This window comes from Streptomyces sp. NPDC002817, assembly GCF_053592055.1.
In genome coordinates, this window is record NZ_JBSFUY010000040.1 from 22,599 (window position 1) to 43,720 (window position 21,122).

Sequence of the window (21,122 nt, forward strand, 5' to 3'; positions counted from 1 at the left end):
CCTGCCACCGGGGTTCACACCGGGCGGACGCGGCCCTCCCAGTACGGGTCCCGCAGTCGTCGCTTGTAGAGCTTGCCGTTGGGGTCGCGGGGCATCTCGGTGATGAAGTCGACGGTCCTGGGGCACTTGTAGCCGGCGAGCCGGCCGGTGCAGTGGGCGAGGATGTCGGCGGCCAGGTCAGGTCCGGGTTCGTGGCCCGACGCCGGTTCCACGACGGCCTTGACCTCCTCGCCCCAGTCGTCGTGCGGGATGCCGAAGGCGGCCGCGTCGGCGACGGCGGGGTGCTGGAGCAGGACGGACTCGATCTCGGCGGGATAGATGTTGACCCCACCCGAGATGATCATGTCGATCTTACGGTCGCGGAGGAAGAGATAGCCGTCCTCGTCCAGGAGGCCGAGGTCACCGACAGTGAAGAAGTCACCGACGCGGTTCTTCTTCGTCTTGCTCTCGTCCTTGTGGTACGAGAATCCGCCGGTGTTCATCTTCAGGTACACGGTGCCGAGTTCACCGGGCGGCAGCCGGTTGCCGTCGTCGTCGAAGATGGCCAACTCGCTGATGGGCCAGGCCTTTCCGACCGTGCCGGGCTTCTTGAGCCAGTCCTCCGCGGTCGCGAAAGCACCGCCGCCCTCGCTGGCCGCGTAGTACTCCTCCACACAGGGGCCCCACCAGTCGAGCATCGCCCGCTTCACATGGTCGGGGCAGGGGGCGGCGCCGTGGATGGCGTGCCGCATGGCGGAGACGTCGTAGCGCGCCTTGATGCCCTCCGGCAGCGCCAGCAAGCGGTGGAACTGGGTCGGGACCATGTGCGTGTGGGTGCACCGCTCCCGGTCGATCAGCCGGAGCATCTCCTCGGGCGTCCACTTGTCCATCAGCACGAGGCGATGACCGATGTGCAGGGAAGCGCTGGCGAACTGGAGCACCGCCGTGTGGTAGAGCGGCGAGCAGACGAGGTGCACGTTGTCGTCGTGCGGCCTGATGCCGAAGATGCCGAGGAAGCCGCCGAGGTAGGCCTCCTCGGGGAGCTTGCCGGTCAGCGGGCGGCGGATGCCGCGGGGGCGGCCTGTGGTGCCCGAGGTGTAGTTCATGACCCAGCCGAGGGTGCGGTCCTCGGGCGGCGACTCCGGCTGTCCGTCGAGGAGTTCGGCGTACGGGCGGAAGCCCTCGACCTCGCCGATCGCATACCGGTGGGTGGCGGGCAGGCCCGCCTCGTCGGCGGCCTGGCGGGCCGGGCCGTCGAAGCGCTCGTGGGCGAGGAACACCTTGGCGCCGGAGTCGGCGACGATCCAGGCGATCTCCGGGCCCACGAAGTGGTGGTTGATCGGGACGAGATAGAACCCGGCCTGGGTGGCGGCGAGATGGGCGGTGAAGAACTCGACGCCGTTGGGCAGGACGACCGCGAAGGCGTCCCCGCGCTCCATACCGGCGGCGCGCAGACCGTGCACGAGACGGTTGGCGGCGGCGTGCAGCCGGCCGGCGGTCCACTTCTCGCCGTCCGGGGCGACGAGGACGGTGCGGTCGGGGTCGGCGGTGGCCTGGGCCCAGAAGCCCGCGGGGGGTGTGCTCGTCACTGGCCGCTCCTTCCGGCGATGCGGTTGACACGGTCGACGGCCTGCTCGAAGCCGCGCGTGAGGTCGTCGAAGACGGCCTGGACGCTGCGTTCGCTGTTCATCCGGCCGACGATCTGTCCGACGGGGGTGCCGAGCAGGGGCTCGACCTCGTACTTCTGGATGCGCGTGAGGGCATCGGCGACGAGCAGGCCCTGGAGGGGCATGGGCAGGGTGCCGGGGCCGTTCGGGTCGTCCCAGGCGTCCGTCCACTCGGTCCGCAGCTGACGTGCGGGTTTCCCGGTCAGGGCACGCGAGCGGACCGTGTCGCCGGAGCCGGCCTCCAGCAGCTTCCGTGTCACCGCGGGCGAGGACATCTCGGCCTCAGTGCAGGTGAGCCACAGCGAGCCCAGCCACACACCCTGGGCGCCGAGCGCCAGCGCGGCCGCCACCTGCCGTCCGCTGCCGATGCCGCCCGCGGCCAGTACCGGCAGCGGGCCGACGGCGTCGACGACCTCGGGGGTCAGCACCATCGAGGCGATCTCGCCGGTGTGGCCGCCGGCCTCGTAGCCCTGGGCGACGACGATGTCGATGCCGCCTTCCTGGTGCTTGACGGCGTGCCGGGCGCTGCCCGCGAGCGCGGCGACGAGCACGCCCCGGTCGTGGGCGCGTTCGACGACATCCGCGGGCGGCGAGCCGAGCGCGTTGGCGAGCAGCTTGATCGGGTAGTCGAAGGCGACGTCGAGCTGGGTGCGGGCGACCTGCTCCATCCACCCGGTGATCCGCCAGCCGGACACCTCCCCCTCGGCCAGTTCGGGTACGCCGTACTTGGCGAGGGTGTCCTTGACGTACTGCCGATGCCCCTCGGGGATCATGGCCTCGACCTCGGCCTCGGTCACCCCCTCGACCTTCTTGGCGGGCATGACGACGTCCAGCCCGTACGGCCTGCCCTCGACATGGGCCTCGATCCAGTCGAGGTCGCGCTTGAGATCGTCGGGGGCGGTGTAGCGGACCGCGCCGAGCACGCCGAAGCCGCCGGCCCGGCTGATGGCCGCAGCGACGGCGGGGAACGGCGTGAAGCCGAAGATGGCGTGCTCGACTCCCAGTTTCTTGCTCAGCTCCGTCTGCATGGGCGCAGGATGCCGCAGTCCTCCGGAGGACGGAAGGGGTTTTCTGATGCTCCGTCAGATTCGGTCGCCGGGTTAGAGTTCCACGATGACCGATGAGGTGTCCACCGGACTGACCCGCCGTCAAATCACCCGAAGAGCCCTCGCCCTGGGCGGCTCGCTGGCCATCGCCCCGTTCCCCGCCGGGCCCGCGGCCGCGTCCACCAGCCACAGCACACTGCGCCACGGCACCCCGGCGCAGGCCGGCCTCCTCGCCACTCACCTCCGCCAACTCGTCACCGACGCGGAGACGTTCCTCGCCCCCTCCCCTCAGCACCCCTGGTACGCGGGCGCCGTGCTGCTCGCCGGACGCGGCGACACCGTGGCGCTGCACCGCCCGATCGGCATGGCGGTGCGCTACTCGGCGTACGACGAGAAGACCGACTCCGGCGTCGAGTTCGCACCCGAGGACCAGATCCCCATGGCCGAGGACACCGTCTTCGACCTGGCCTCGGTGTCCAAGCTGTTCACCTCCGTCCTGGCGGTGCAGCAGATCGAGCGAGACGCGCTGGAGCTGGAGGACAAAGTCGCCGCGTACCTCCCGGAGTTCGCCGGCGCGGGCAAGCAGGACATCACGATCCGTCAGCTCCTCACGCACACCTCGGGGTTCCGTGCCTGGATCCCGCTGTACAACGCACCGACGTACGAGGAAAAGCTCCAGCTCATCTGGAACGAGGCACCCCTCAACCCCCCAGGCACCAGGTACCTCTACTCCGACCTCAACCTGATCTCCCTCCAACTGGTCCTGGAGAAGATCACCGGCCGCACCCTGGACACACTCCTCCACGACGAGATCACCGCGCCGCTCGGCATGCGTCGCACCCGCTACAACCCGCCCGCCTCCTGGAAACCGAGGATCGCGGCGACGGAGGACGCACGAAAGCCCTGGTCCGGCCTCGACCGAGGACTGGTGTGGGGTGAGGTGCACGACGAGAACGCGTTCAGCCTGGGCGGAGTCGCGGGCCACGCGGGTGTCTTCTCCTGCGCCTGGGACCTGGCAGTGCTCGGCAGGACGCTGCTCAACGGGGGCTCCTACGGCCGGGTCCGCATCCTGCGCCGGGAGTCCGTGGAGTTGATGTTCACCGACTTCAACACCGCGTTCCCGGGGGACGAACACGGGCTCGGCTTCGAGCTCTACCAGCACTGGTACATGGGCGCGATGGCGACACCGCGCACGGCCGGACACACGGGCTTCACCGGCACGTCGCTGGTCCTCGACCCGACGACGGACTCGTTCCTGATCGTGCTGGGCAACTCGGTGCACCCGGTGCGCAGTTGGCGCTCCGGCTCCGCGCCTCGGGTGGCCGCCGCGAACAACCTGGCGCGCGCTGTCCCGGTGCGCCCGAGGTACGGTCGCAGCGCCTGGTTCTCCGGCATGGCGAGCGCCACGACGGCCACGCTCACGTTGCCGGCCCTCGACACGTCGTCCGGCGGCGCTCGGCTGCGGTGCGCGCTGTGGTGGGACACCGAACCGCAGGCGGACGCCCTCGCGTTGGAGGCGACGACGGACGGCGGGGCGACGTGGGAGCCGGTCCCGTTCACGACCACACGCCCCGATGAGTCGCATCCGACGGGCACGGTCACCGGCTGGTCGGGCCGTGTGTGGCACCGGGCGGCGGCGGATCTGCCGGCGCACCCTCAACTGGCGCTGCGTTGGCGGTACACGACCGATCGGCTGTACGTGGGCCGTGGAGCGTACGTCGACGGGCTGCGCGTGGGCACGGCGGGCGGCGTCCTCTTCGACGAGGCGCGGGCGGGCGACGCCGAACGGATCGCCGCCGCGGGATGGGTGGCGGCCGCCGCCTGAAGGAGCTGTTCCCGTGCCGGACCTGCGAGGTTCAGGCGTAGGCGTCCTCGACAGCGACGCGTCGCACGGTGCGCAGCGACGACCGGAGTCGGTCCGGATCGGTGGAGCCCAGGGCGAGACGGAGCGCCTGTGGTGTGTGCGTGGTGGTGGTGAAGGGCTCCGCCGTGCTCACCGAGATGTGCTGACGCGCGAGGGTGGCGGTCAGGCGATCGGCGCGTGCGTCGTCGGGCAGCGGCAACCAGGTGAAGTAGGACGAGGGGTGACCGATGAGCGGCAGACCCGCCAGCTCCTGTCGGGCGAGTGTCTGACGGGCCGTGGCATCCTCTCGCTTCTGCCCTTCCCACTGGTCCACCGTGCCGTCCTCCAGCCAGCGGCAGGCGATGGCGGTCGTGAGGGCCGGGGTGTTCCACGCCGTCGCCCGAATCGCGCGTTCGAGCGACGGCACCCTGAACGGCGGGGCGGCGACGAAGCCGACCCGGAGGCCCGTGGCGACACTCTTCGACAGTCCCGACACATAGACGGTGATGTCCGGCGCGGTGGCAGCCAGCGGCGGTGGCGGGTCCTCGACGAGGAAGGCGTACGAGGCGTCTTCGATGATGAGCACGCCGTACCGCCGAGCGATCTCGATCGGACGGGTGCGCTCGACCGCCGGCATGACCCAGCCCAGAGGGTTGTGCAAGGTGGGCATGGTGTGGACAGCGCGCACGGGGCGGGTCGCGCACAGCTTCTCGAAGGCATCGAGATCCGGCCCGCCAGTAGTGGTGGGCAGGGGTTGCAGATCCAGCCGAAGGGCATGCGCGAGCACCTTGAAACCCGGGTACGTGAGTGCGTCGGCCGCGACGACCTCGCCGGCGTTGAGCGTGGCCATGACGGTGACGGCGAGGCCGTGCTCCGCACCGTTGACGACGAGGATCTGGTCCGCGTCAGGGGTGATGCCCCGACGCCTCAGATGCCGCGCGATCGTGGCTCTGTCCTGTGAACGTCCTCGGTGCGGCTGGTAGGACAGCAGCGATTCGAGATCACCGGAGCCGGCCACCTCGCGCAGGGCCTGCCGCAGGAGATCGGCCTGGCCGGGCAGCGATGGATAGTCGAAGTTGAGGTCGACCGCGTCGGTGGCGACGAATTGGAGATCGATCCCGTGACCGGCGGGCACCGCGATGTCACGCACGAACGTACCGCGGCCCTGTTCCCGGCTGACCAGACCCCCACCGGGGGCGTCCTGGACCCCGCCGTTGCACAGGCGCTCGGGCTCCTCGGCGACTCCCGGGCGGTGGAGCCCCTGCTCGGCACCCTGAGCGATGACCACGGCGTGCCGCACAGGTCCGTCGTCCAAGCACTGGGCCACTTGGGCGACCGCAAGGCTGTCGATCCTCTGCTGGCCGCGCTCAGGCGGGTCGACGGCGAAGCGCACCCGGACGACGACCTCCTTCTGACCATCGTCCAGGCGCTCGTCGGCATCGGCGATCCACGAGTGATCCAGACGCTGTCGAAACTTCGGGCGGCCGAGTACCAGGAAGTCCGTTCCCGGGTGGCGGCGGCGCGGGCGACGCTCGGAGACTCGGCGGCCCGTGACACGTTGCGCGAGGCCATGGCTCACAGCCTTGAGGAGACGAGGCGCGAGGCCCTGTGGTCCCTCGCGACCCTGGAGAGCGACGAGGTCGACCGAATGCTGCTCTCCAGAGACCACGACGGTGTCTCCCCCGGAATCGATCCCCAGGAGGAGATCAAGGAGTCGGGCCTGCCGAAGTACGCCACCGCCGCGCGTCTGCCGCTCCTGCAAGTCCGTTCCCGATACGAGGAGTTGGCGGAGCGCTACCCCCTCAGGCCGGCCTGGCGCCCACCGTCGACCTGACGGCCCGCCCTTCAGTCTCCGGACACCCCCAGCACCACCATCGCCGCATTGTGCCCCGGCACCCCGCTGACCCCACCCCCACGCACCGCACCCGCCCCGCACAGCAGCACATTCCCGTGCCGCGTCTCCACGCCCCAACGCCCGGCTCCTTCCCGGGCGTACGGCCAGGACAGATCCCGATGGAAGATGTTTCCCCCGGGCAGTCGCAGGTCCCGCTCCAGATCGAGCGGGGTCTTCGCCTCGATGCAGGGCCGGCCGTCCGCGTCGACGGCGAGACAGTCGGCCAGCGGCTCGGCGAGCTGGGCGTCGAGCTGGGCGAGCGTCGACTTCAGCAACTCCTCGCGGACAGCGTCGTTGTCGCCCTCGAAGAGCCGCGCGGGCGTGTGCAGGCCGAACAACGTCAGCGTCTGGTACCCCTGCTCCACCAGCTCCGGGCCGAGGATCGTCGGATCCGTCAGCGAGTGGCAGTAGATCTCCGACGGCGGGGCCGCGGGCAGCTCACCGGCCGCGGCCTGGGCGTAGGCGGCGGCGAGCTGCTCGTACCCCTCCGCGATGTGGAAGGTGCCGGAAAACGCCGCGCGCGGGTCGACGGAGCTGTCCCGCAGTCGGGGCAGCCGCTTGAGCAGCATGTTCACCTTGAGCTGCGCACCCTCCGCGGGGGCGGGCGGCTCGTCGCCGGTCAGGTCCGCCAGTGCCTGCGGGGAGGCGTTCACCAGGACGTGCCGGGCGGCCACCGTCCCCTCCCCCTCGGCCGTCCGAAACGCGACCTCCGCCATACGACCGTCCGTGGCGATCCGCACCGCCTCGTGCCCGGTGGCGATGACGGCACCCGCGTCGCGGGCGGCGGCGGCCAGGGCGTCGGTGAGGGCGCCCATGCCGCCGACGGGGACGTCCCAGTCACCGGTGCCGCCGCCGATCACGTGGTACAGGAAGCAGCGGTTCTGCTTCAGTGAAGGGTCATGCGCATCGGCGAACGTGCCGATCAGCGCGTCGGTGAGGACGACACCCCGGACCAGGTCGTCAGCGAAACGGTCCTCCACCGTCACGCCGATGGGCTCCTCGAACAACGCCCGCCAGGCCTCCTCGTCGTCCACCCGGCGCCGCAGCTCGTCCTGCGTGGGCAGCGGTTCGGTGAGGGTCGGGAAGACCCGTTCGGCGACGCGGCCGGTCATACCGTAGAAGCGCTGCCAGGCCTCGTACTCGTGCTTCCCGCCCGTCAGTCGCTCGAAGGCCTCGCGGGTGCGTCGCTCGCCGCCGCCCACCAGGAGGCCGGTGGGCTGTCCGTCGCGCTCGACGGGGGTGTACGAGGAGATGGTGCGCTTGCGGACCCGGAAGGTCAGGCCCAGATCCCGGACGATCTTCTTCGGGAGCAGGCTGACCAGGTACGAGTAGCGCGACAGCCGTGCGTCGACGCCGGCGAAGGGCCGGCTGGAGATCGCGGCGCCGCCGGTGTGGTCGAGGCGCTCCAGGACCAGGACGGAGCGTCCGGCCCGGGCCAGGTAGGCGGCGGCGACGAGGCCGTTGTGACCCCCGCCGACGATCACGGCGTCGTACGTGTGTCCCTCGAGTGCAGGCATGTCTCTTCGTAACACGCGATGATCGTCGGCGGCCAGGGGTGCACGGCGGTACGGCGACGGGGTCAGGGCCCCTGGGACGCCCGCTGCTGACGCAGCACCGCCACCCTCCGGTACAGCTCCACGGCCTCGGCGCCACGGCCGAGCTGTTCCAGGCAGTGGGCCTCGTCGTTGCGGCTGGCGAGGGTGTCGGGGTGGTCGCCGCCGAGGACGCGTTCGCGGGCGGCGGCGACTCTGCGGTACTCGGTGAGGGCGTCGGCCCAGCGGCCCAGCCAACCGAGGCCCACGGCGACCTCGCGGCGGCTGACCAGGGTGTCGGGGTGTTCCGGGCCGAGGACACGCTCGCGGATGGCGCACACGTCGCGGGACTCGGCGAGGGCCTCCTCCCAGCGGCCGAGGCGGCCGAGGTTGACACCGAGGCCGTGGCGGGCGCGGAGCGTCTCGGGGTGGGCGGGGCCGTGGACACGGGTGCGGTCGTCGATCAGGTCGCGGTAGAGCTGGAGCGCCTCCGTGCTGCGGCCGAGGCGGCCCAGGCTGATGCCGACCTCGTAGCGGGCGGCGAGGGTGTCGGGGTGGTCGGAGCCGAGGGCCTGGGCGCGGGCCTCGGCGACCTCGTGGTAGGTCTGCAGGGCCTCCGGCCAGCGCCCCAACTGGCCCAGCGCGTAGGCGACTTCGTAGCGGGTGACCAGGGTGTCGGGGTGGGCGGGCCCCAGGACGCGCGCGCGGGCCGCCGCGACGTCGCAGGCCATGCGGTAGGAGTCCTCCAGACGGCCGAGCCGGCTGAGGTTGAAGGCGAGGTTGTGGCGGCAGCGCAGGGTGTCGGGGTGGTCGGGGCCCATGGTGCGCTCACGGGCGGCGAGGACGGACGTGTAGACCTGGTGGGCGTCGAAGTGGCGGCCCAGCTGGCCCAGCACGTACGCCATCTCCTGGCGGGCGGCGAGGGTGTCGGGGTGGTCCGGGCCGAGGGAGAGACTGCGGCTGCGGGCGACGTGCTTGTACTCGCGCAGGGCGTCGGCGGCGCGGCCGGTGCGGCTGAGGGTGAAGGCGACCTCGTAGCGGCTGGCGAGGGTGTCCGGGTGGTCGGGGCCGAGCAGGTGCTCGCGCTCGGCGGCCACCGCGCGGTGCACCTCACCTGCCTCCGACCAGCGGCCCAGCCGGCCCAGGCTGAGCCCCGCGTTGTGCCGTCCGGTCAGGGCGGTGAGGGCCTCCGGCGTCGGGGCGGCCGATTCGTCGGGGCTGGATCCCCCGGCCTGTCGTCCGGTGGTGGGCCGCGGGATCCACTCGCCGGTGAGCCCCGCTCCGGCGTCCGGGGGCGTGGTGCCCAGGCCGGCGCCGGTGGCCTTGTGGCCGGTGGTCATGCCACGGGTCCAGGACGGCAGACGGGCCGCGCGGGCGGTGGGCTCGGGCCTGAGTGTCGGCTGGGGTGTCACCACGGTGGGCACGTACGTCGGTGTCGTACGCCCCAGGCTGATGCGGCGGCCCAACTCGCGGGCGTCGTGCGGGCGTTGTTCGGGCAGCTTGGCCAGCAGGTCCAGGATGATCTTCTCGAAGTACGCGGGCACCTCCGCGCGGTGGCTGCGCGGCGGGCGGGGCGGGGTGTCGCGGTGGCCGACGAGGATCGCCCAGGCGTCGTCGAGGTCGAACGGCGGTGCCCCGGTGGCGATCTCGTACAGCACGCACCCCAGCGAGTACAGGTCGCTGCGCTGGTCGACCTCGGATCCGCCGATCTGCTCGGGCGACATGTAGTGCGGGGTGCCCATGGCGATGCCGGTGCCGGTGAGCCGGGAGGTGAAGCCGATGTCGTGGCCGAGCCTGGCGATGCCGAAGTCGCAGATCTTCACCGTGCCGTCGGTCAGCCGCATGATGTTCGCGGGCTTCAAGTCGCGGTGCACGATGCCCTGTTGGTGGGTGTAGGCGAGGGCGGCCGCCACCTGGTCGGCGATCTCCACGACGTCCGCTACGGGCAGCGGGTGATGCTTGTTGTCCTCCAGGAGCTGGCTGAGGTTGCGGCCCTCCAGCAACTCCATGACGAGGTAGAGGATTCCGTCGGACTCTCCGAAGTCATGGACGACGGTGACCCCGCGGTGCTGGAGGGCGGCGGCCACCCGGGCCTCACGGCGGAACCGCTCGCGCAGCACCCGGGTGAAGGACTGGTCATGGGACGGGCCCAGCGGTTTGAGGCACTTCACGGCGACACGACGGCCCAGCGACTCGTCGCGCGCCCGCCACACCTCGCCCATGCCGCCGCGCCCGATCAGATCGAGCAGCCGGTAGCGGCCCTGGATCAGCTTGCTGTCCCCCATCTGCTGCGATCGCCCCCGATGGTCTCGCCCCGCCCCTGGCCCGTCCAGTATGGCGAGCTATCTACCCACTTTGTACGGGGCCGGGCGCGAGCCGGGGCCGAGCCGTGACATGGCCCGGAGGATGTGTTTGGGCGGGAGTTGCCAGCGAAGACGTGCGGGAACACCGCGCAAAAGGGTGCCTGTGGCACGCAACTGGCGGGTGACGGTGGCGGGTTTCGGGGCCGGCCTGCCGTAGAGCTCGTGGGCGTACGGCGGCAGAGCGGCGTACGCCAGGTGTGCCACGCGCCGCCACAGCAGCTCGCGCGCCGGGACGAGGAGGCGGTGCGTCGGCGGGCGGAGCAGGAAGTCGTCCACGGCGCGCGCCTCGGGTCCGACGGCGAGTTCGGGGCGCACCTTCTCGAAGTAGGCGGCCATCTCGGCCTGGTCGGCGGGTACGGCGTCCGGGTCGAGGCCCACCAGGCGGGCGCCGACCCGCTGTTCGGCTATGTAGCGGTCGGCCAGTTCGTCGGTGAGCCGGAATCCGGAGCGGCGCGCGACGTGCAGATAGGAATCGACCTCGGCGCAGTGCACCCACAGCAGCAGCTCGGGTTCGTCGACGCCGTACCGCTCCCCCGTGTCCGGGTCGACGGCCGACAGCATGGTGTGGATCTTCCGGACGCGAGCACCCGCCTTCTCCGCCGCCTCGGTGGTGCCGTAGCTGATGGTGCCGACGAAGTTCGCGGTACGCAGCAGCCGGCCCCAGGCGTCCTTGCGGAAGTCGGAGTTCTGTATGACCCCGCGCACCGCGCGCGGGTGCAGGGCCTGGAAATAGAGCGCGCGGACACCGGCGACCCACATCATCGGGTCGCCGTGCATCTGCCAGGTCACCGACTTCGGTGTGAACAGTCCGGGATCACCCATGTCTCGAAGGCTAACGCCGTACCCTCGGCATACCCAGACCGATCCACGAGATGATCTCCCGCTGGATCTCGTTGTTGCCGCCGCCGAAGGTGAAGATCACGGCCGAGCGGTAGCCGCGTTCCAGCTCTCCGTGGAGCACCGTGCCCGCCGAGCCCTCCTTCAGGGCGCCCGCCGCGCCGACGATCTCCATCAGCGAGGCGTAGGCGTCGCGGCGGGCCTCGGAGCCGTACACCTTGACCGCGGAGGCGTCCTGCGGGGTGAGCGTGCCGTCCTGGACCGCGCTGACCATCTGCCAGTTGAGGAGCTTGAGGGCTTCCAGCCTGGTGTGCGTCCGGGCGAGAAGCCTGCGCACCCAGGGCAGGTCGACGACGCGGCGGCCGTCGGCGAGCTTGGTCTCCGTGGCCCAGCGCTGGACGTCGTGCAGGGCGCGGATCGCCATGGTGCCGTGGGCGGCGAGGGTGACGCGTTCGTGGTTGAGCTGGTTGGTGATCAGCCGCCAGCCCTGGTTCTCGGCGCCGACGCGGCGGGTGACGGGGACGCGGATGTCCTCGTAGTAGCTGGCCGTGGTGTCGTGACCGGCGAGGGTGTTGATGACGGTGCAGGAGTAGCCGGGGTCGGTGGTCGGCACCAGCAGCATGCTGATGCCCTTGTGGGGCGGGGCGGCCGGGTCGGTACGGGTCGCGAGCCAGACCCAGTCGGCGGTGTCGCCGTTGGTCGTCCAGATCTTCTGGCCGTTGACGACATACTCGTCGCCCTCGCGCACCGCGCGCGTCTTCAGGGCCGCCAGGTCCGTGCCCGCGTCGGGCTCGCTGTAGCCGATCGCGAAGTCGATCTCGCCGGAGAGGATCTTGGGCAGGAAGTACGCCTTCTGTTCGTCCGTGCCGAACTGCATGATCGTCGGTCCGACGGTGTTCAGGGCCATGAGCGGCAGCGGCACGCCGGCCTGGGCGGCCTCGTCGAAGAAGATGAACTGCTCGATCGCGCTCAGCCCGCGTCCGCCGTACTCCTTGGGCCAGCCGACGCCGAGCCAGCGGTCGGCGCCGAGCCGCCGGATGATGTCGCGGTAGTAGCGCTTCTGCTCACGCCGGTCGCCGTGGCGGGCGAGCGAGTCCTCGGGCACCAGCTCGGCGAAGTAGGCGCGCAGTTCGGTGCGCAGCCGCTGCTGCTCGGGCGTGTATTCGAGATGCACGGCGCCTCCAGGCTCCCCGGGACCGGTCCTGTCGGCGCACACGGTAGAACGTGTTCCAGAAATTGGGAATGGCGAGGGCACACGAAAGGGCCCCCGGAGTACCGGGAGCCCTTTTCGTCGGTGCGGTGGCGCCTGAACCGCTCAGTGGGCCACGGGAGTCGGCCGCGCGGCGGCGGCCTTCTCCGTAGCCGTCCTGGGCGTCAGCAGCCGCTCCGCCAGCAGCCCGAAGACCAGCCCGAAGGAGGTCCACAGGGTCACCTGGACGGCGAGGGCGGCAAGCCGGTACTGCCACAGGAGGCCGGCCGGGAAGTGCTCCGGGACCTCGCTGAACGACGGCAGGAAGGCGTACGCCAGACCGACCGCGAGGACGAAGAACGCGCCCGCCGCGAGGGTGGCGTTCCAGTTGCCCAGGCGCGGCGCGAGGCGCTTGCCCAGGATGACGGTGCCGATCGCCAGCAGCACGCTGAGCACGATCATCAGGAAGAACAGCGCGGTGCGCTGGTTGAGGGTGTCGGGGTCGCCCACGGCCGGCGGATTGGCCGGGTACTTCAGGAACGGGACGACGTAGACGCAGACCAGTCCGGCTGCCGCCAGGAGCAGTGCGCTCGCGCGCGGCCCGAAGCGACCGATGCGGCCCAGCGCGAAGCAGTACGCGAGCGCCGCGATGCCGCCGAAGGCGACCCCGTAGACGAGGACGCCGGTGGACAGGCCGGCGGTGGACTGCAGGGTGCGGCTGACGAGTTCCTCGCCGCCGTGCTCGTGGGCGTGGGCCTCCTCGAAGGCGATGGCCTGGTCGACGCGCGGTTCACCCAGGAAGTACGCGACGACGAGAGCGGCCAAGCCCGCGGCGAGGCCCGCGAGCATGCCGCGGACCAGCAGGTTTCTGACAGTTGCGGAGTTCATGCGCAGGGGGCTTCCTCGTCGCTGTCAGTGGCAGGGGAAGCCGAGCAGGTGGCGGGCGTCGTGCACCCACTCATGGACACCCTCACCGGAGATGAGGGAGGTGGCACCCTGTTCGGCGCCGACGAAGTAGAGCAGGACCAGCATCAGAACGCCGAAGAAGGCCGCCCAGGGGGCGATGGCGCCGATCGGCAGTTTTGCGGGTACCGCGGTGGAACCGGTGGTCGGCGGGGCGACGGACTGCGCCATGGCAGGTACCTCCTGGGGGAACTCGCGTCCCGTGTCAGTGGTGCACAGGACGACGGGGCGGGTCTGACTCACCCGGCCCGCACCCGAAGGGCGTTCCCGGCATACAGTGGCGCGACCGTGCCGGAATCCCACCGGCTTCCACCGAACCGTCGTCGATATCGACGAGAAGGTACCGCGTGGGAGAGGCGCGGCCAAGAGCGCACGGGAGCACCCCGAGCGCCCGCGGAGGGCCGTTCGGCCCGTCAAGTACCGATCTTGGAGGGGCTGTTGAGCGGGGGAACGGGCGCATGACGAGCCGAGTGACGTTGATCTCACCGGCGATCACCAAGGCGCTCCGGGAGGCCCGATTCGATGACGGCTGCTCTCTCGACGCATCCGGCCGCCGCCTCGCCCAAGCCGCCGTGGGTTCGCTCCCGGTGGCGGACCAGGTCGTCTGCTCCCCCACCGTGCGCTGCCGCGAGACGGCCGCCGCGCTCGGACTCGACGCCACGGACGCCGTGTTGCTGGCGGCTCTGGACGCCGGACGGTGGCGCGGCTCGACGCTGGCCGGGGTGAGCGCCGAGGAGCCGGAATCGCTGGCGCGCTGGCTGTCCGACCCCGACTCCGCGCCGCACGGCGGCGAATCGGTGCGCGCGGTGTGCGACCGGGTCGGCTCGTGGCTGGACACGACGGCCCAGGAGGAGGGGCGCACCGTCGCCGTGGCCGAGCCCGAGATCGTGCGCGCGGCGGTCGTCCGGGCGCTCGGCGCACCGGAGTCGGCGTTCTGGCGTACGGACGTCCCGCCACTGACTGCGGTCGAGCTCAGCGGCAGGGCGGGGCGCTGGAACCTACGCCTGGGACACACCCTCGGCTGAGGCTGCGGCCGCCCCTGGTCAGTGCAGTGTGGCCATGAAGTCCGTGCAGGCCTGTGCGCACGTCCGGCAGGCCTTCGCGCCCTCTTCGCCGCCCGGCAGTCCGTCGAAGGCGTGCGCGGTCTCCAGGCACACCGTCCGGCACCACTCCAACTGGACGCGGATGCCGTTCTCGTCCAGGCGGTTCTGCTCGGACAGCAGTCGGCAGGTCGCGTCGCAGACCTCCGCGCACATGATGCCCTTGCGTCGTACGAGTTCCTGTTGCTCGGTCCCGTCCGGATCCACGAGGCTCGCCCGCAGCGCGCACGCCCGGGCGCACTCGGTGCACGCCTGCGCACACGCGAAGCGGTCCTCCAGGAATCGGAAGAGCTCCTGCTGCGTCGTCGTTGTCACACCGCGCGGGTAGCCCCGGTGGATCGTGTCAAACCCGGTGTTCCCGGGGGTGCGGCCCGTTTATCCGTTTCGGTTCATGCGGGACGCCAGGGGTACTCGCGTGCCATGACTACCGCATGGATGGACGTGGCCGCGGGCCGCGGCGCCCTCGGCGTCGGACTGATCGTCGCGGGTGTCGTGGTCGTGACGCTGCTGATCGGTGCCTTCTGGCTGGGTGCCCGCCTACGGCGCCGCGAGCTGCCCCCGCCGACCCCCGAGGAGCAGCCACGGCTGCCGGAGGGCGGCCCCGTCCGTGAGGTCGTGGAGAACCGGGAGCCCGACGAGGTGCCCCGGAGCGATCGCCGGACGACCCCGCACCAGTCGCCCGCGTTCGGCAATTCCCCCACCCGGACCGGCCCGGAGAAGGAACGGCCCCGGTGGAGCGAGGGGAGCGGCGGTTCCTTCGGCAGCGGCGGACCCGGCGGCCGCTGACCCCCGCACGCCGTATGACGCACCCGGGACCAGCCCGCCCCCGTGACCCGCGCCTTCTGAACACCGATACTGCCAGGAGCAGCCTTTCGGTCACCAGGAGGTCCTCATGAAGATGTTGATCAATGTCCCGGAGAGCGTTGTCGCGGACGCCCTGCGAGGCCTGGCGGCCGCCCATCCAGAACTCACCGTCGATGTCGAGAACCGCGTGATCGTACGGCGGGACGCCCCCGTGGCCGGCAAGGTCGGGCTGATCTCCGGCGGCGGCTCGGGGCACGAGCCGCTGCACGGTGGTTTCGTGGGCCCCGGCATGCTGTCGGCGGCGTGCCCCGGTGAGGTGTTCACGTCCCCGGTCCCGGACCAGATGGTGCGGGCGGCGGCCGCCGTGGACAGCGGGGCCGGCGTGCTGTTCATCGTGAAGAACTACACGGGTGACGTCCTCAACTTCGACATGGCCGCCGAACTCGCCGAGGACGAGGGCGTCCAGGTCGCCAAGGTGCTGGTCAACGATGACGTGGCGGTCACCGACAGCCTGTACACGGCCGGCCGGCGCGGCACGGGCGCCACCCTGTTCGTGGAGAAGATCGCGGGCGCCGCGGCGGAGGAGGGCCGGCCGCTGGAGCGGGTGGAGGCGATCGCCCGCCAGGTCAACGAGAACTCCCGCAGCTTCGGCGTCGCGCTGAGCGCGTGCACCACATACGCCAAGGGCAGCCCCACCTTCGACCTGCCCGACGGGGAGCTGGAGCTGGGCATCGGCATCCATGGCGAACCGGGCCGGGAGCGGCGGTCGATGATGACCTCGGGCGAGATCGCCGACTTCGCGGTGAACGCGATCCTGGAGGACATGAACCCGCGCAACCCGGTCCTGCTGCTGGTCAACGGCATGGGCGCGACCCCGCTGCTGGAGCTGTACGGGTTCAACGCCGAGGTGATGCGCGTGCTCACCGCCCGGGGCGTGGCCGTGGCCCGCACGCTGGTCGGCAACTACGTCACCTCCCTCGACATGGCGGGCGCCTCGGTCAGCCTGTGCCAGATCGACGAGGAGCTGCTGCGACTGTGGGACGAGCCGGTCAAGACCGCGGGGCTGCGCTGGGGCATGTGAGCGGGCGGCAACGCAGTCAACGTACCTACCACGCAAGGAGATCCAGTGCTCGACGCCGACTTCTTCCGCCGTTGGATGACAGCGACCGCCGCGTCCGTCGAACGTGAGGCGGAACGGCTGACGGACCTCGACTCGCCCATCGGGGACGCCGACCACGGCAGCAATCTGCTGCGGGGGTTCCGCGCCGTGACGGCGGTGCTGGAGAAGGAGACGCCGGGTACGCCGGGTGCGGTGCTGACGCTCGCCGGACGCCAGCTCATCTCCACGGTCGGCGGGGCGTCCGGGCCGCTGTACGGCACGCTGCTGCGGCGGACCGGCAAGGCGCTCGGGGAGGACGCGGAGGTGAGTGAGGACCGGTTCGCCGAGGCGCTGCGGGCCGGGGTGGACGCGGTGATGGCGCTGGGTGGTGCCTCGCCCGGCGACAAGACCATGATCGACGCGTTGGTGCCGGCTGTGGACGCGCTCGGCGACGGCTTCGTCGCGGCACGGGCCGCCGCCGAGGAGGGCGCGCTGGCGACGACGCCGTTGCAGGCACGCAAGGGGCGGGCGAGCTATCTCGGTGAGCGCAGCATCGGGCATCAGGATCCCGGGGCCACCTCGGCCTCACTGCTGATCGCCGGGCTCGTGGAGGCCGACGGTGAGTGACGGCGGGCTCGTCGGGATCGTGCTGGTCTCGCACAGCGCGGACGTGGCCGCTTCGGTGGCGGAGCTCGCCAAGGGGCTGGCGGGCCGTGGTGTCGCGGTACCCGTCGCCCCGGCGGGCGGCACCGAGGGCGGCGAGCTGGGCACGAGCTCGGAGCTCATCGCCGCGGCCGCCGCCTCGGTGGACCGCGGTGCCGGGGTCGCGGTCCTGACCGATCTCGGCAGCGCGGTGCTCACCGTGAAGGCGCTGCTCGCCGAGGGCGACGAGCTCCCGGACAACACCCGCCTGGTGGACGCTCCGTTCGTGGAGGGCGCGGTGGCGGCGGTGGTCACCGCGGCGACGGGCGCCGACCTGGCGACGGTGGAGGCGGCTGCCGCGGAAGCGTACACCTACCGCAAGACCTGAACCCACGCGTACCGCTACCGCAGCCCTGACTCAGGCGTACCTCTACCGCCGCCTGAACTCAGGCGAGCCCCTCCGCCACGACCGCGAGGGCGGAGCGCATCGTCGCCGCCAGGTCCGCCTCCGCCCTCGCCCGGTCGGCCTCCGCCTCCGCCGGACGCCAGGCGTAGTGCTCCACCGCCGACCGCAGGGCCGCGTTGAACATCGCGGCCTGGACGGTGGGCCGCAGATCGTCCGCCGGCAGCCCGGCCCGCTCGGCGAGGGCGCGGGCGAACGCCGGCTCGGCCTCGTCGTACGTCTGGAGCCATACGGCGCGCAGGCCCGGCTCGGTGCGGGTGAGGCGGACCAGTGAGCCCACCGTGGCCCGTTCCGGTCCCGCGACGAAGGCGGGGTCGGCCGCGAGGCGCCGGTCGAGGAGCTCCTCCAGGGGCTGCCCGGGGGGCCACTCCCGCAGACAGGCGGCGATGACGTCGATGCCGGCCGTGAACAGCGGCTGGACGCAGCTCTCCTTGCTCGGGAAGTAGCGCCAGACGGTGCGTGCCGAGACGCCGACCGCCTGGCCGATCTGCTCGCCGGTGGTCGCCGCGACGCCCTGGCCGACGAACAGCTCCACCGCGGCCCGGGCGATCTCCAGCCGGGTCTCGGCCTTGCGCTCCTCGGTGAGGGGCGGTCGTCCGGTACGTCCGCTGGCTGCGGTCATGTGGTCCTCCGGCTCCGGTGATCGGTCTCCCGGAATTCTCCACCACGAGTTTCTGTCACTCACAGACATTAAGTCGTAGAGTGAGCCCCCACCGGGTACACCGCCCTCGCACCGCACAGACAGGAACTGCCATGGCCACTGGACTCGACGGACGCAGCGTGATCGTCACCGGAGCGAGCTCGGGCATCGGGCGCGCCGCCGCCTTGGCCTTCGCCGCCGAGGGCGCCAAGGTCCTGGTCGCGGATCTCAACGCCGAGGGCGCTCGGACGGTCGTCAAGGAGATCGAGGAGGCGGGCGGCACCGCCGTGGCCGTCACCGGGGACCTGAGCGACCAGGCCGTCGTCGACCAGGTGGCCGCGACCGCGGTGGAGCGCTTCGGCGGCGTGGACGTGCTGGTGAACAACGCCGGGATCATGGACCGGATGTCGGCCCTTGCGGACGTGGACGACGCCGAGTGGGAGCGGGTCATCCGGGTCAACCTGACCGCCCCGTTCCTGCTCACGCGCGCGGTGCTGCCGCACATGCTGGCGGCGGGCAGGGGCGCGGTCGTCAACACCGCCTCCGAGGCAGGGCTGCGCGGCAGCGCGGCGGGCGCGGCGTACACCGCCTCGAAGCACGGCGTCGTCGGGCTGACCAAGTCCCTGGCCGTCATGTACCGCAAGCAGGGCATCCGGGCGAACGCCATCGCGCCGGGCGGCACCGCGACCGGGATCGTGGTGGACGCCGACCGCGAGGCGCACGGCCCCGCGGCGCTCGGCCCGCACTTCGTCAACGTCGGCAGACTCGCCCGGCCCGAGGAGCAGGCCGCCGCGATCGTCTTCCTCGCCTCGGACGCGGCGAGCAACATCAACGGCGTGGTCCTGCCGGTCGACGACGGCTGGTCGGCGGTCTGACGCTGCCGGAGCTCAGCTGCCGCGCACGAAGAGGCGCGCGAGCCGCTCCCCCGTGGCGATGGCGGCGGCATGGTCCTCGATGGGTTTCACCTGCGAGTCCTTGAAGACGATGTAGGTGACCCCGGAGGCAGTGCCGCCGCCGCGCGGGTCGGGGTCGATGCCGAGCGCCTCGGCGCTGGCGTAGGAGGCCTCACCGATGATGTTGCGCGGACCCACGTCGCCGACCACCGCGTACTGCACCCGGTCCCGGTAGATGACGGCGGCGACCGAGCCGCCGCGGACGCCGCTCGCGCGGTAGTCCCAGACGGTGCTCGGGGTGGGCACGACGATGTACGGGAGGCGTTCGGCGTTCAGCTGGCGGCCGTTGGACTGCTGGTAGGCGGTGGCGTCGGTGAAGGCCGGGTCGGTACCGCGGTTGCAGCGCAGGCCCCGCTGTCCGTCGCAGTCGATGTCCATGTCCGCCTTCCAGAAGACGGCCTCCCGGGTGCCGCAGACGGGGATGGTCGCGGGCCGGCCGTCGTCGCTGCGGTAGCGGCCGCGGGAGACCTGGGTGCAGTCACGCACCTTGGCCAGGAGGTCGGCGGCACGGACGTCGCCCTCGTGCCGAGCGGCCACCGGCTCCTGCCGGGCCGTCGGCTCGACAGCGGGCGACATCGTCGGAGCGGCGAGCAGGGCGGCGCCTGCCGCGGCCAGCGTCAGTGACTGGACACGCACGATGAGGGACCCTCTCCTGGGGGACATTGACGGACACTCAGCCAAATCTGCTGCTGTTCCGATCAAGCGGCCACCGATAGGGGGCCGGACGGTGCACACCCCATGGCCGGCGGCACATGTCCCCGAACTGCCGACAGGGGCCGGGCGCCTGAGCCCACGTCGGCTCCGGCCGCCCGGCCGCCCGCGTCCGGCGCGGGAACAGCGACGACAGCGGCCCGCGCCAACGGCACGAACTCCCGATCCCTCAAGGGGAGTTCGACCGTGAGGAGCTTCAGCATACGTAACCGTTCCGTCCGGTCACCCACGACGGCCCTCTTGATGTTCTCCCACCGACGGCGTCATATTGGTCCGGACCAATACCGTCCCGGGGAGGCCGTCCCATGCGCCGTGCCCTCGCCCTCCGCGGAATGCTCTGCGGGGTGCTCACGCTCCTCGCCTCCTGCGCCTGGAGCGGTGACGGCGAGACCCGCCGGCTCCCCGCGGCGCCCGTGGGCATCACCGCCGCGGCCGGCAGCGCGACCAGCGTGCACGTCATGTGGAACGCCGCCGACGGGGACGTCAAGGCCTACGAGGTGTATCGCGGCACCACGAAAGTGAAGGAGGTACCGGGTTCCCAGCACATGGTGGACGTCACCAGGCTCAGGCCGTCCACCACATACGTCTTCACCGTGCGGGCTCGGGACACCGACGGGCAGGTGGGCCCGAGCAGCCGGGAGGTCCGCACCACCACGCCGGCGGCCGTGACGGCGGACGGTTCGGCGCCGACGGCACCCGGGAGGCCGCGGGGCCGGGTGATCGGCAGCCGGGCCGTACAGCTGTCCTGGTCCGCGTCCTCGGACGACCGGCGTGTGCTGTCGTACGACATCCATCAGGGCGCCACGAAGATCCACAGCGTGGGCGGGAACCAGACGGCGACGGTGGTGACGGGGCTGCGGCCGGGTACCCGCTACGCCTTCACCGTGCGCGCCCGGGACGCGGCCGACAACGTCTCGCCGGCGAGCGACACCGTCCGCCTCACCACCGCGCCGGGCGCCGACGACGGTCGCGGCACGGCACCCACCGACTTCCGCGCGACGACGCGTCTCGGCGACGACGGGGCGTACTACCTCGACCTCTCCTGGATCCCGCCCCGCGCGGACGGCGTGGTCACGGAGTACCAGGTCCACCTGGACGGCCGTCCGGCCACCTCCCTGGTGTTCGGCGGGAACCCGCCGAGCGGCCGGGCGACGTACGACTTCTATGTGGGCCGGGATGCCGGGGTCACCCATCGGGTGCGGATCCGGGCCAGGCTGCCCGACGGGACCTGGGGCGGATTCTCGGCGGAGCGGACGGTGACGACCGCCGCCGGGAAGCCGTGACGGCACCTCACGTCTGGGCCGTACGAAGGAATCCGTCACCTGCCCGGAGGCGGTCCGGGTGCGCGCCGGGCCGCGGGCACATTGGCTGCCCCTGAGGCGCACGGGTGATTCCCG

21 protein-coding genes are annotated in these 21,122 nt (G+C 71.7%); 9 read left to right on the forward strand and 12 right to left on the reverse strand.

Annotated features, from left to right (window positions below; translation table 11 throughout):
* Positions 1 to 14 precede the first annotated feature (14 nt).
* Together ACWD3I_RS42550 and ACWD3I_RS42555 are read right to left on the reverse strand one after the other, a co-directional pair.
* A complete protein-coding gene (locus tag ACWD3I_RS42550; RefSeq protein ID WP_365409416.1) occupies positions 15 to 1,568 on the reverse strand; it encodes an acyl-CoA synthetase in 1,554 nt (517 codons plus the stop codon).
* On the reverse strand, positions 1,565 to 2,674 hold the full coding sequence (locus tag ACWD3I_RS42555; protein WP_365409419.1) for an NAD(P)H-dependent flavin oxidoreductase: 1,110 nt from the start codon (positions 2,672 to 2,674) through the stop codon (positions 1,565 to 1,567). Before ACWD3I_RS42555 ends, ACWD3I_RS42550 begins: the two co-directional genes overlap by 4 nt.
* A gap of 85 nt (positions 2,675 to 2,759) precedes the next feature.
* Here ACWD3I_RS42555 and ACWD3I_RS42560 point away from each other — a divergent pair, with 85 nt between their 5' ends.
* Positions 2,760 to 4,517 carry a serine hydrolase gene (locus ACWD3I_RS42560; protein WP_365409422.1) on the forward strand — a complete coding sequence of 586 codons (1,758 nt, stop codon included), beginning with the start codon at positions 2,760 to 2,762 and terminating at the stop codon, positions 4,515 to 4,517.
* Between the two features lie 31 nt (positions 4,518 to 4,548).
* Here ACWD3I_RS42560 and ACWD3I_RS42565 read toward each other — a convergent pair whose 3' ends face one another.
* Positions 4,549 to 5,685 carry an aminotransferase-like domain-containing protein gene (locus tag ACWD3I_RS42565; RefSeq protein WP_365409425.1) on the reverse strand — a complete coding sequence of 379 codons (1,137 nt, stop codon included), beginning with the start codon at positions 5,683 to 5,685 and terminating at the stop codon, positions 4,549 to 4,551.
* On the opposite strand from ACWD3I_RS42565, the gene ACWD3I_RS42570 reads away from it, so the two are divergent.
* Complete coding sequence (locus ACWD3I_RS42570; RefSeq protein WP_365409428.1) at positions 5,656 to 6,369, forward strand: HEAT repeat domain-containing protein; 714 nt, start codon at positions 5,656 to 5,658, stop codon at positions 6,367 to 6,369. The genes ACWD3I_RS42565 and ACWD3I_RS42570 overlap by 30 nt on opposite strands.
* A gap of 11 nt (positions 6,370 to 6,380) precedes the next feature.
* Here the strand turns inward: ACWD3I_RS42570 and ACWD3I_RS42575 are convergent, their stop codons facing one another.
* The 6 genes from ACWD3I_RS42575 to ACWD3I_RS42600 form a co-directional block, all read right to left on the reverse strand.
* Positions 6,381 to 7,946, reverse strand: coding sequence for a phytoene desaturase family protein (locus tag ACWD3I_RS42575; RefSeq protein ID WP_365409431.1), 1,566 nt, complete (start codon positions 7,944 to 7,946; stop codon positions 6,381 to 6,383).
* Positions 7,947 to 8,008: 62 nt separating this feature from the next.
* Entirely contained in the window at positions 8,009 to 10,246 is a 2,238-nt protein-coding gene (locus tag ACWD3I_RS42580; RefSeq protein WP_365409434.1) for a serine/threonine-protein kinase, read from the reverse strand.
* A gap of 57 nt (positions 10,247 to 10,303) precedes the next feature.
* A complete protein-coding gene (locus tag ACWD3I_RS42585; protein WP_365409437.1) occupies positions 10,304 to 11,146 on the reverse strand; it encodes an oxygenase MpaB family protein in 843 nt (280 codons plus the stop codon).
* Between the two features lie 10 nt (positions 11,147 to 11,156).
* Entirely contained in the window at positions 11,157 to 12,335 is a 1,179-nt protein-coding gene (locus tag ACWD3I_RS42590) for an acyl-CoA dehydrogenase family protein (protein WP_365409440.1), read from the reverse strand.
* A gap of 141 nt (positions 12,336 to 12,476) precedes the next feature.
* Positions 12,477 to 13,238 carry a CbtA family protein gene (locus tag ACWD3I_RS42595; RefSeq protein WP_365409443.1) on the reverse strand — a complete coding sequence of 254 codons (762 nt, stop codon included), beginning with the start codon at positions 13,236 to 13,238 and terminating at the stop codon, positions 12,477 to 12,479.
* A 24-nt stretch (positions 13,239 to 13,262) separates the two neighbouring features.
* Positions 13,263 to 13,484 carry a CbtB domain-containing protein gene (locus ACWD3I_RS42600; protein WP_365409446.1) on the reverse strand — a complete coding sequence of 74 codons (222 nt, stop codon included), beginning with the start codon at positions 13,482 to 13,484 and terminating at the stop codon, positions 13,263 to 13,265.
* 287 nt (positions 13,485 to 13,771) lie between these two features.
* On the opposite strand from ACWD3I_RS42600, the gene ACWD3I_RS42605 reads away from it, so the two are divergent.
* Entirely contained in the window at positions 13,772 to 14,338 is a 567-nt protein-coding gene (locus ACWD3I_RS42605; RefSeq protein WP_365409449.1) for a histidine phosphatase family protein, read from the forward strand.
* 18 nt (positions 14,339 to 14,356) lie between these two features.
* Here the strand turns inward: ACWD3I_RS42605 and ACWD3I_RS42610 are convergent, their stop codons facing one another.
* Positions 14,357 to 14,728 (reverse strand): ferredoxin, encoded by a 372-nt coding sequence (locus ACWD3I_RS42610; protein ID WP_365409452.1) that lies wholly within the window; start codon positions 14,726 to 14,728, stop codon positions 14,357 to 14,359.
* Positions 14,729 to 14,833: 105 nt separating this feature from the next.
* Between ACWD3I_RS42610 and ACWD3I_RS42615 the strand changes: the two genes are divergently transcribed.
* The 4 genes from ACWD3I_RS42615 to ACWD3I_RS42630 all read left to right on the forward strand — a co-directional run bounded on the left by ACWD3I_RS42615 (position 14,834) and on the right by ACWD3I_RS42630 (position 17,346).
* Complete coding sequence (locus ACWD3I_RS42615; RefSeq protein WP_365409455.1) at positions 14,834 to 15,199, forward strand: DUF6479 family protein; 366 nt, start codon at positions 14,834 to 14,836, stop codon at positions 15,197 to 15,199.
* A gap of 106 nt (positions 15,200 to 15,305) precedes the next feature.
* Complete coding sequence (gene dhaK / locus ACWD3I_RS42620) at positions 15,306 to 16,298, forward strand: dihydroxyacetone kinase subunit DhaK (protein WP_365409458.1); 993 nt, start codon at positions 15,306 to 15,308, stop codon at positions 16,296 to 16,298.
* A 45-nt stretch (positions 16,299 to 16,343) separates the two neighbouring features.
* On the forward strand, positions 16,344 to 16,943 hold the full coding sequence (gene dhaL, locus ACWD3I_RS42625; protein ID WP_365409461.1) for a dihydroxyacetone kinase subunit DhaL: 600 nt from the start codon (positions 16,344 to 16,346) through the stop codon (positions 16,941 to 16,943).
* On the forward strand, positions 16,936 to 17,346 hold the full coding sequence (locus ACWD3I_RS42630) for a PTS-dependent dihydroxyacetone kinase phosphotransferase subunit DhaM (RefSeq protein ID WP_365409464.1): 411 nt from the start codon (positions 16,936 to 16,938) through the stop codon (positions 17,344 to 17,346). The genes dhaL and ACWD3I_RS42630 overlap by 8 nt, the downstream gene beginning before the upstream one ends.
* 58 nt (positions 17,347 to 17,404) lie before the next feature.
* Here ACWD3I_RS42630 and ACWD3I_RS42635 read toward each other — a convergent pair whose 3' ends face one another.
* On the reverse strand, positions 17,405 to 18,043 hold the full coding sequence (locus ACWD3I_RS42635; protein ID WP_365409466.1) for a TetR/AcrR family transcriptional regulator: 639 nt from the start codon (positions 18,041 to 18,043) through the stop codon (positions 17,405 to 17,407).
* Positions 18,044 to 18,174: 131 nt separating this feature from the next.
* On the opposite strand from ACWD3I_RS42635, the gene ACWD3I_RS42640 reads away from it, so the two are divergent.
* On the forward strand, positions 18,175 to 18,936 hold the full coding sequence (locus ACWD3I_RS42640; protein WP_365409469.1) for an SDR family NAD(P)-dependent oxidoreductase: 762 nt from the start codon (positions 18,175 to 18,177) through the stop codon (positions 18,934 to 18,936).
* A gap of 12 nt (positions 18,937 to 18,948) precedes the next feature.
* On the opposite strand, the gene ACWD3I_RS42645 is transcribed toward ACWD3I_RS42640, so the two are convergent.
* Positions 18,949 to 19,650, reverse strand: a complete 702-nt coding sequence (locus ACWD3I_RS42645) for a glycoside hydrolase family 75 protein (protein ID WP_365409472.1) — start codon at positions 19,648 to 19,650, stop codon at positions 18,949 to 18,951.
* 380 nt (positions 19,651 to 20,030) lie between these two features.
* Between ACWD3I_RS42645 and ACWD3I_RS42650 the strand changes: the two genes are divergently transcribed.
* A complete protein-coding gene (locus tag ACWD3I_RS42650; protein WP_365409475.1) occupies positions 20,031 to 21,008 on the forward strand; it encodes a fibronectin type III domain-containing protein in 978 nt (325 codons plus the stop codon).
* Positions 21,009 to 21,122: the final 114 nt, after the last annotated feature.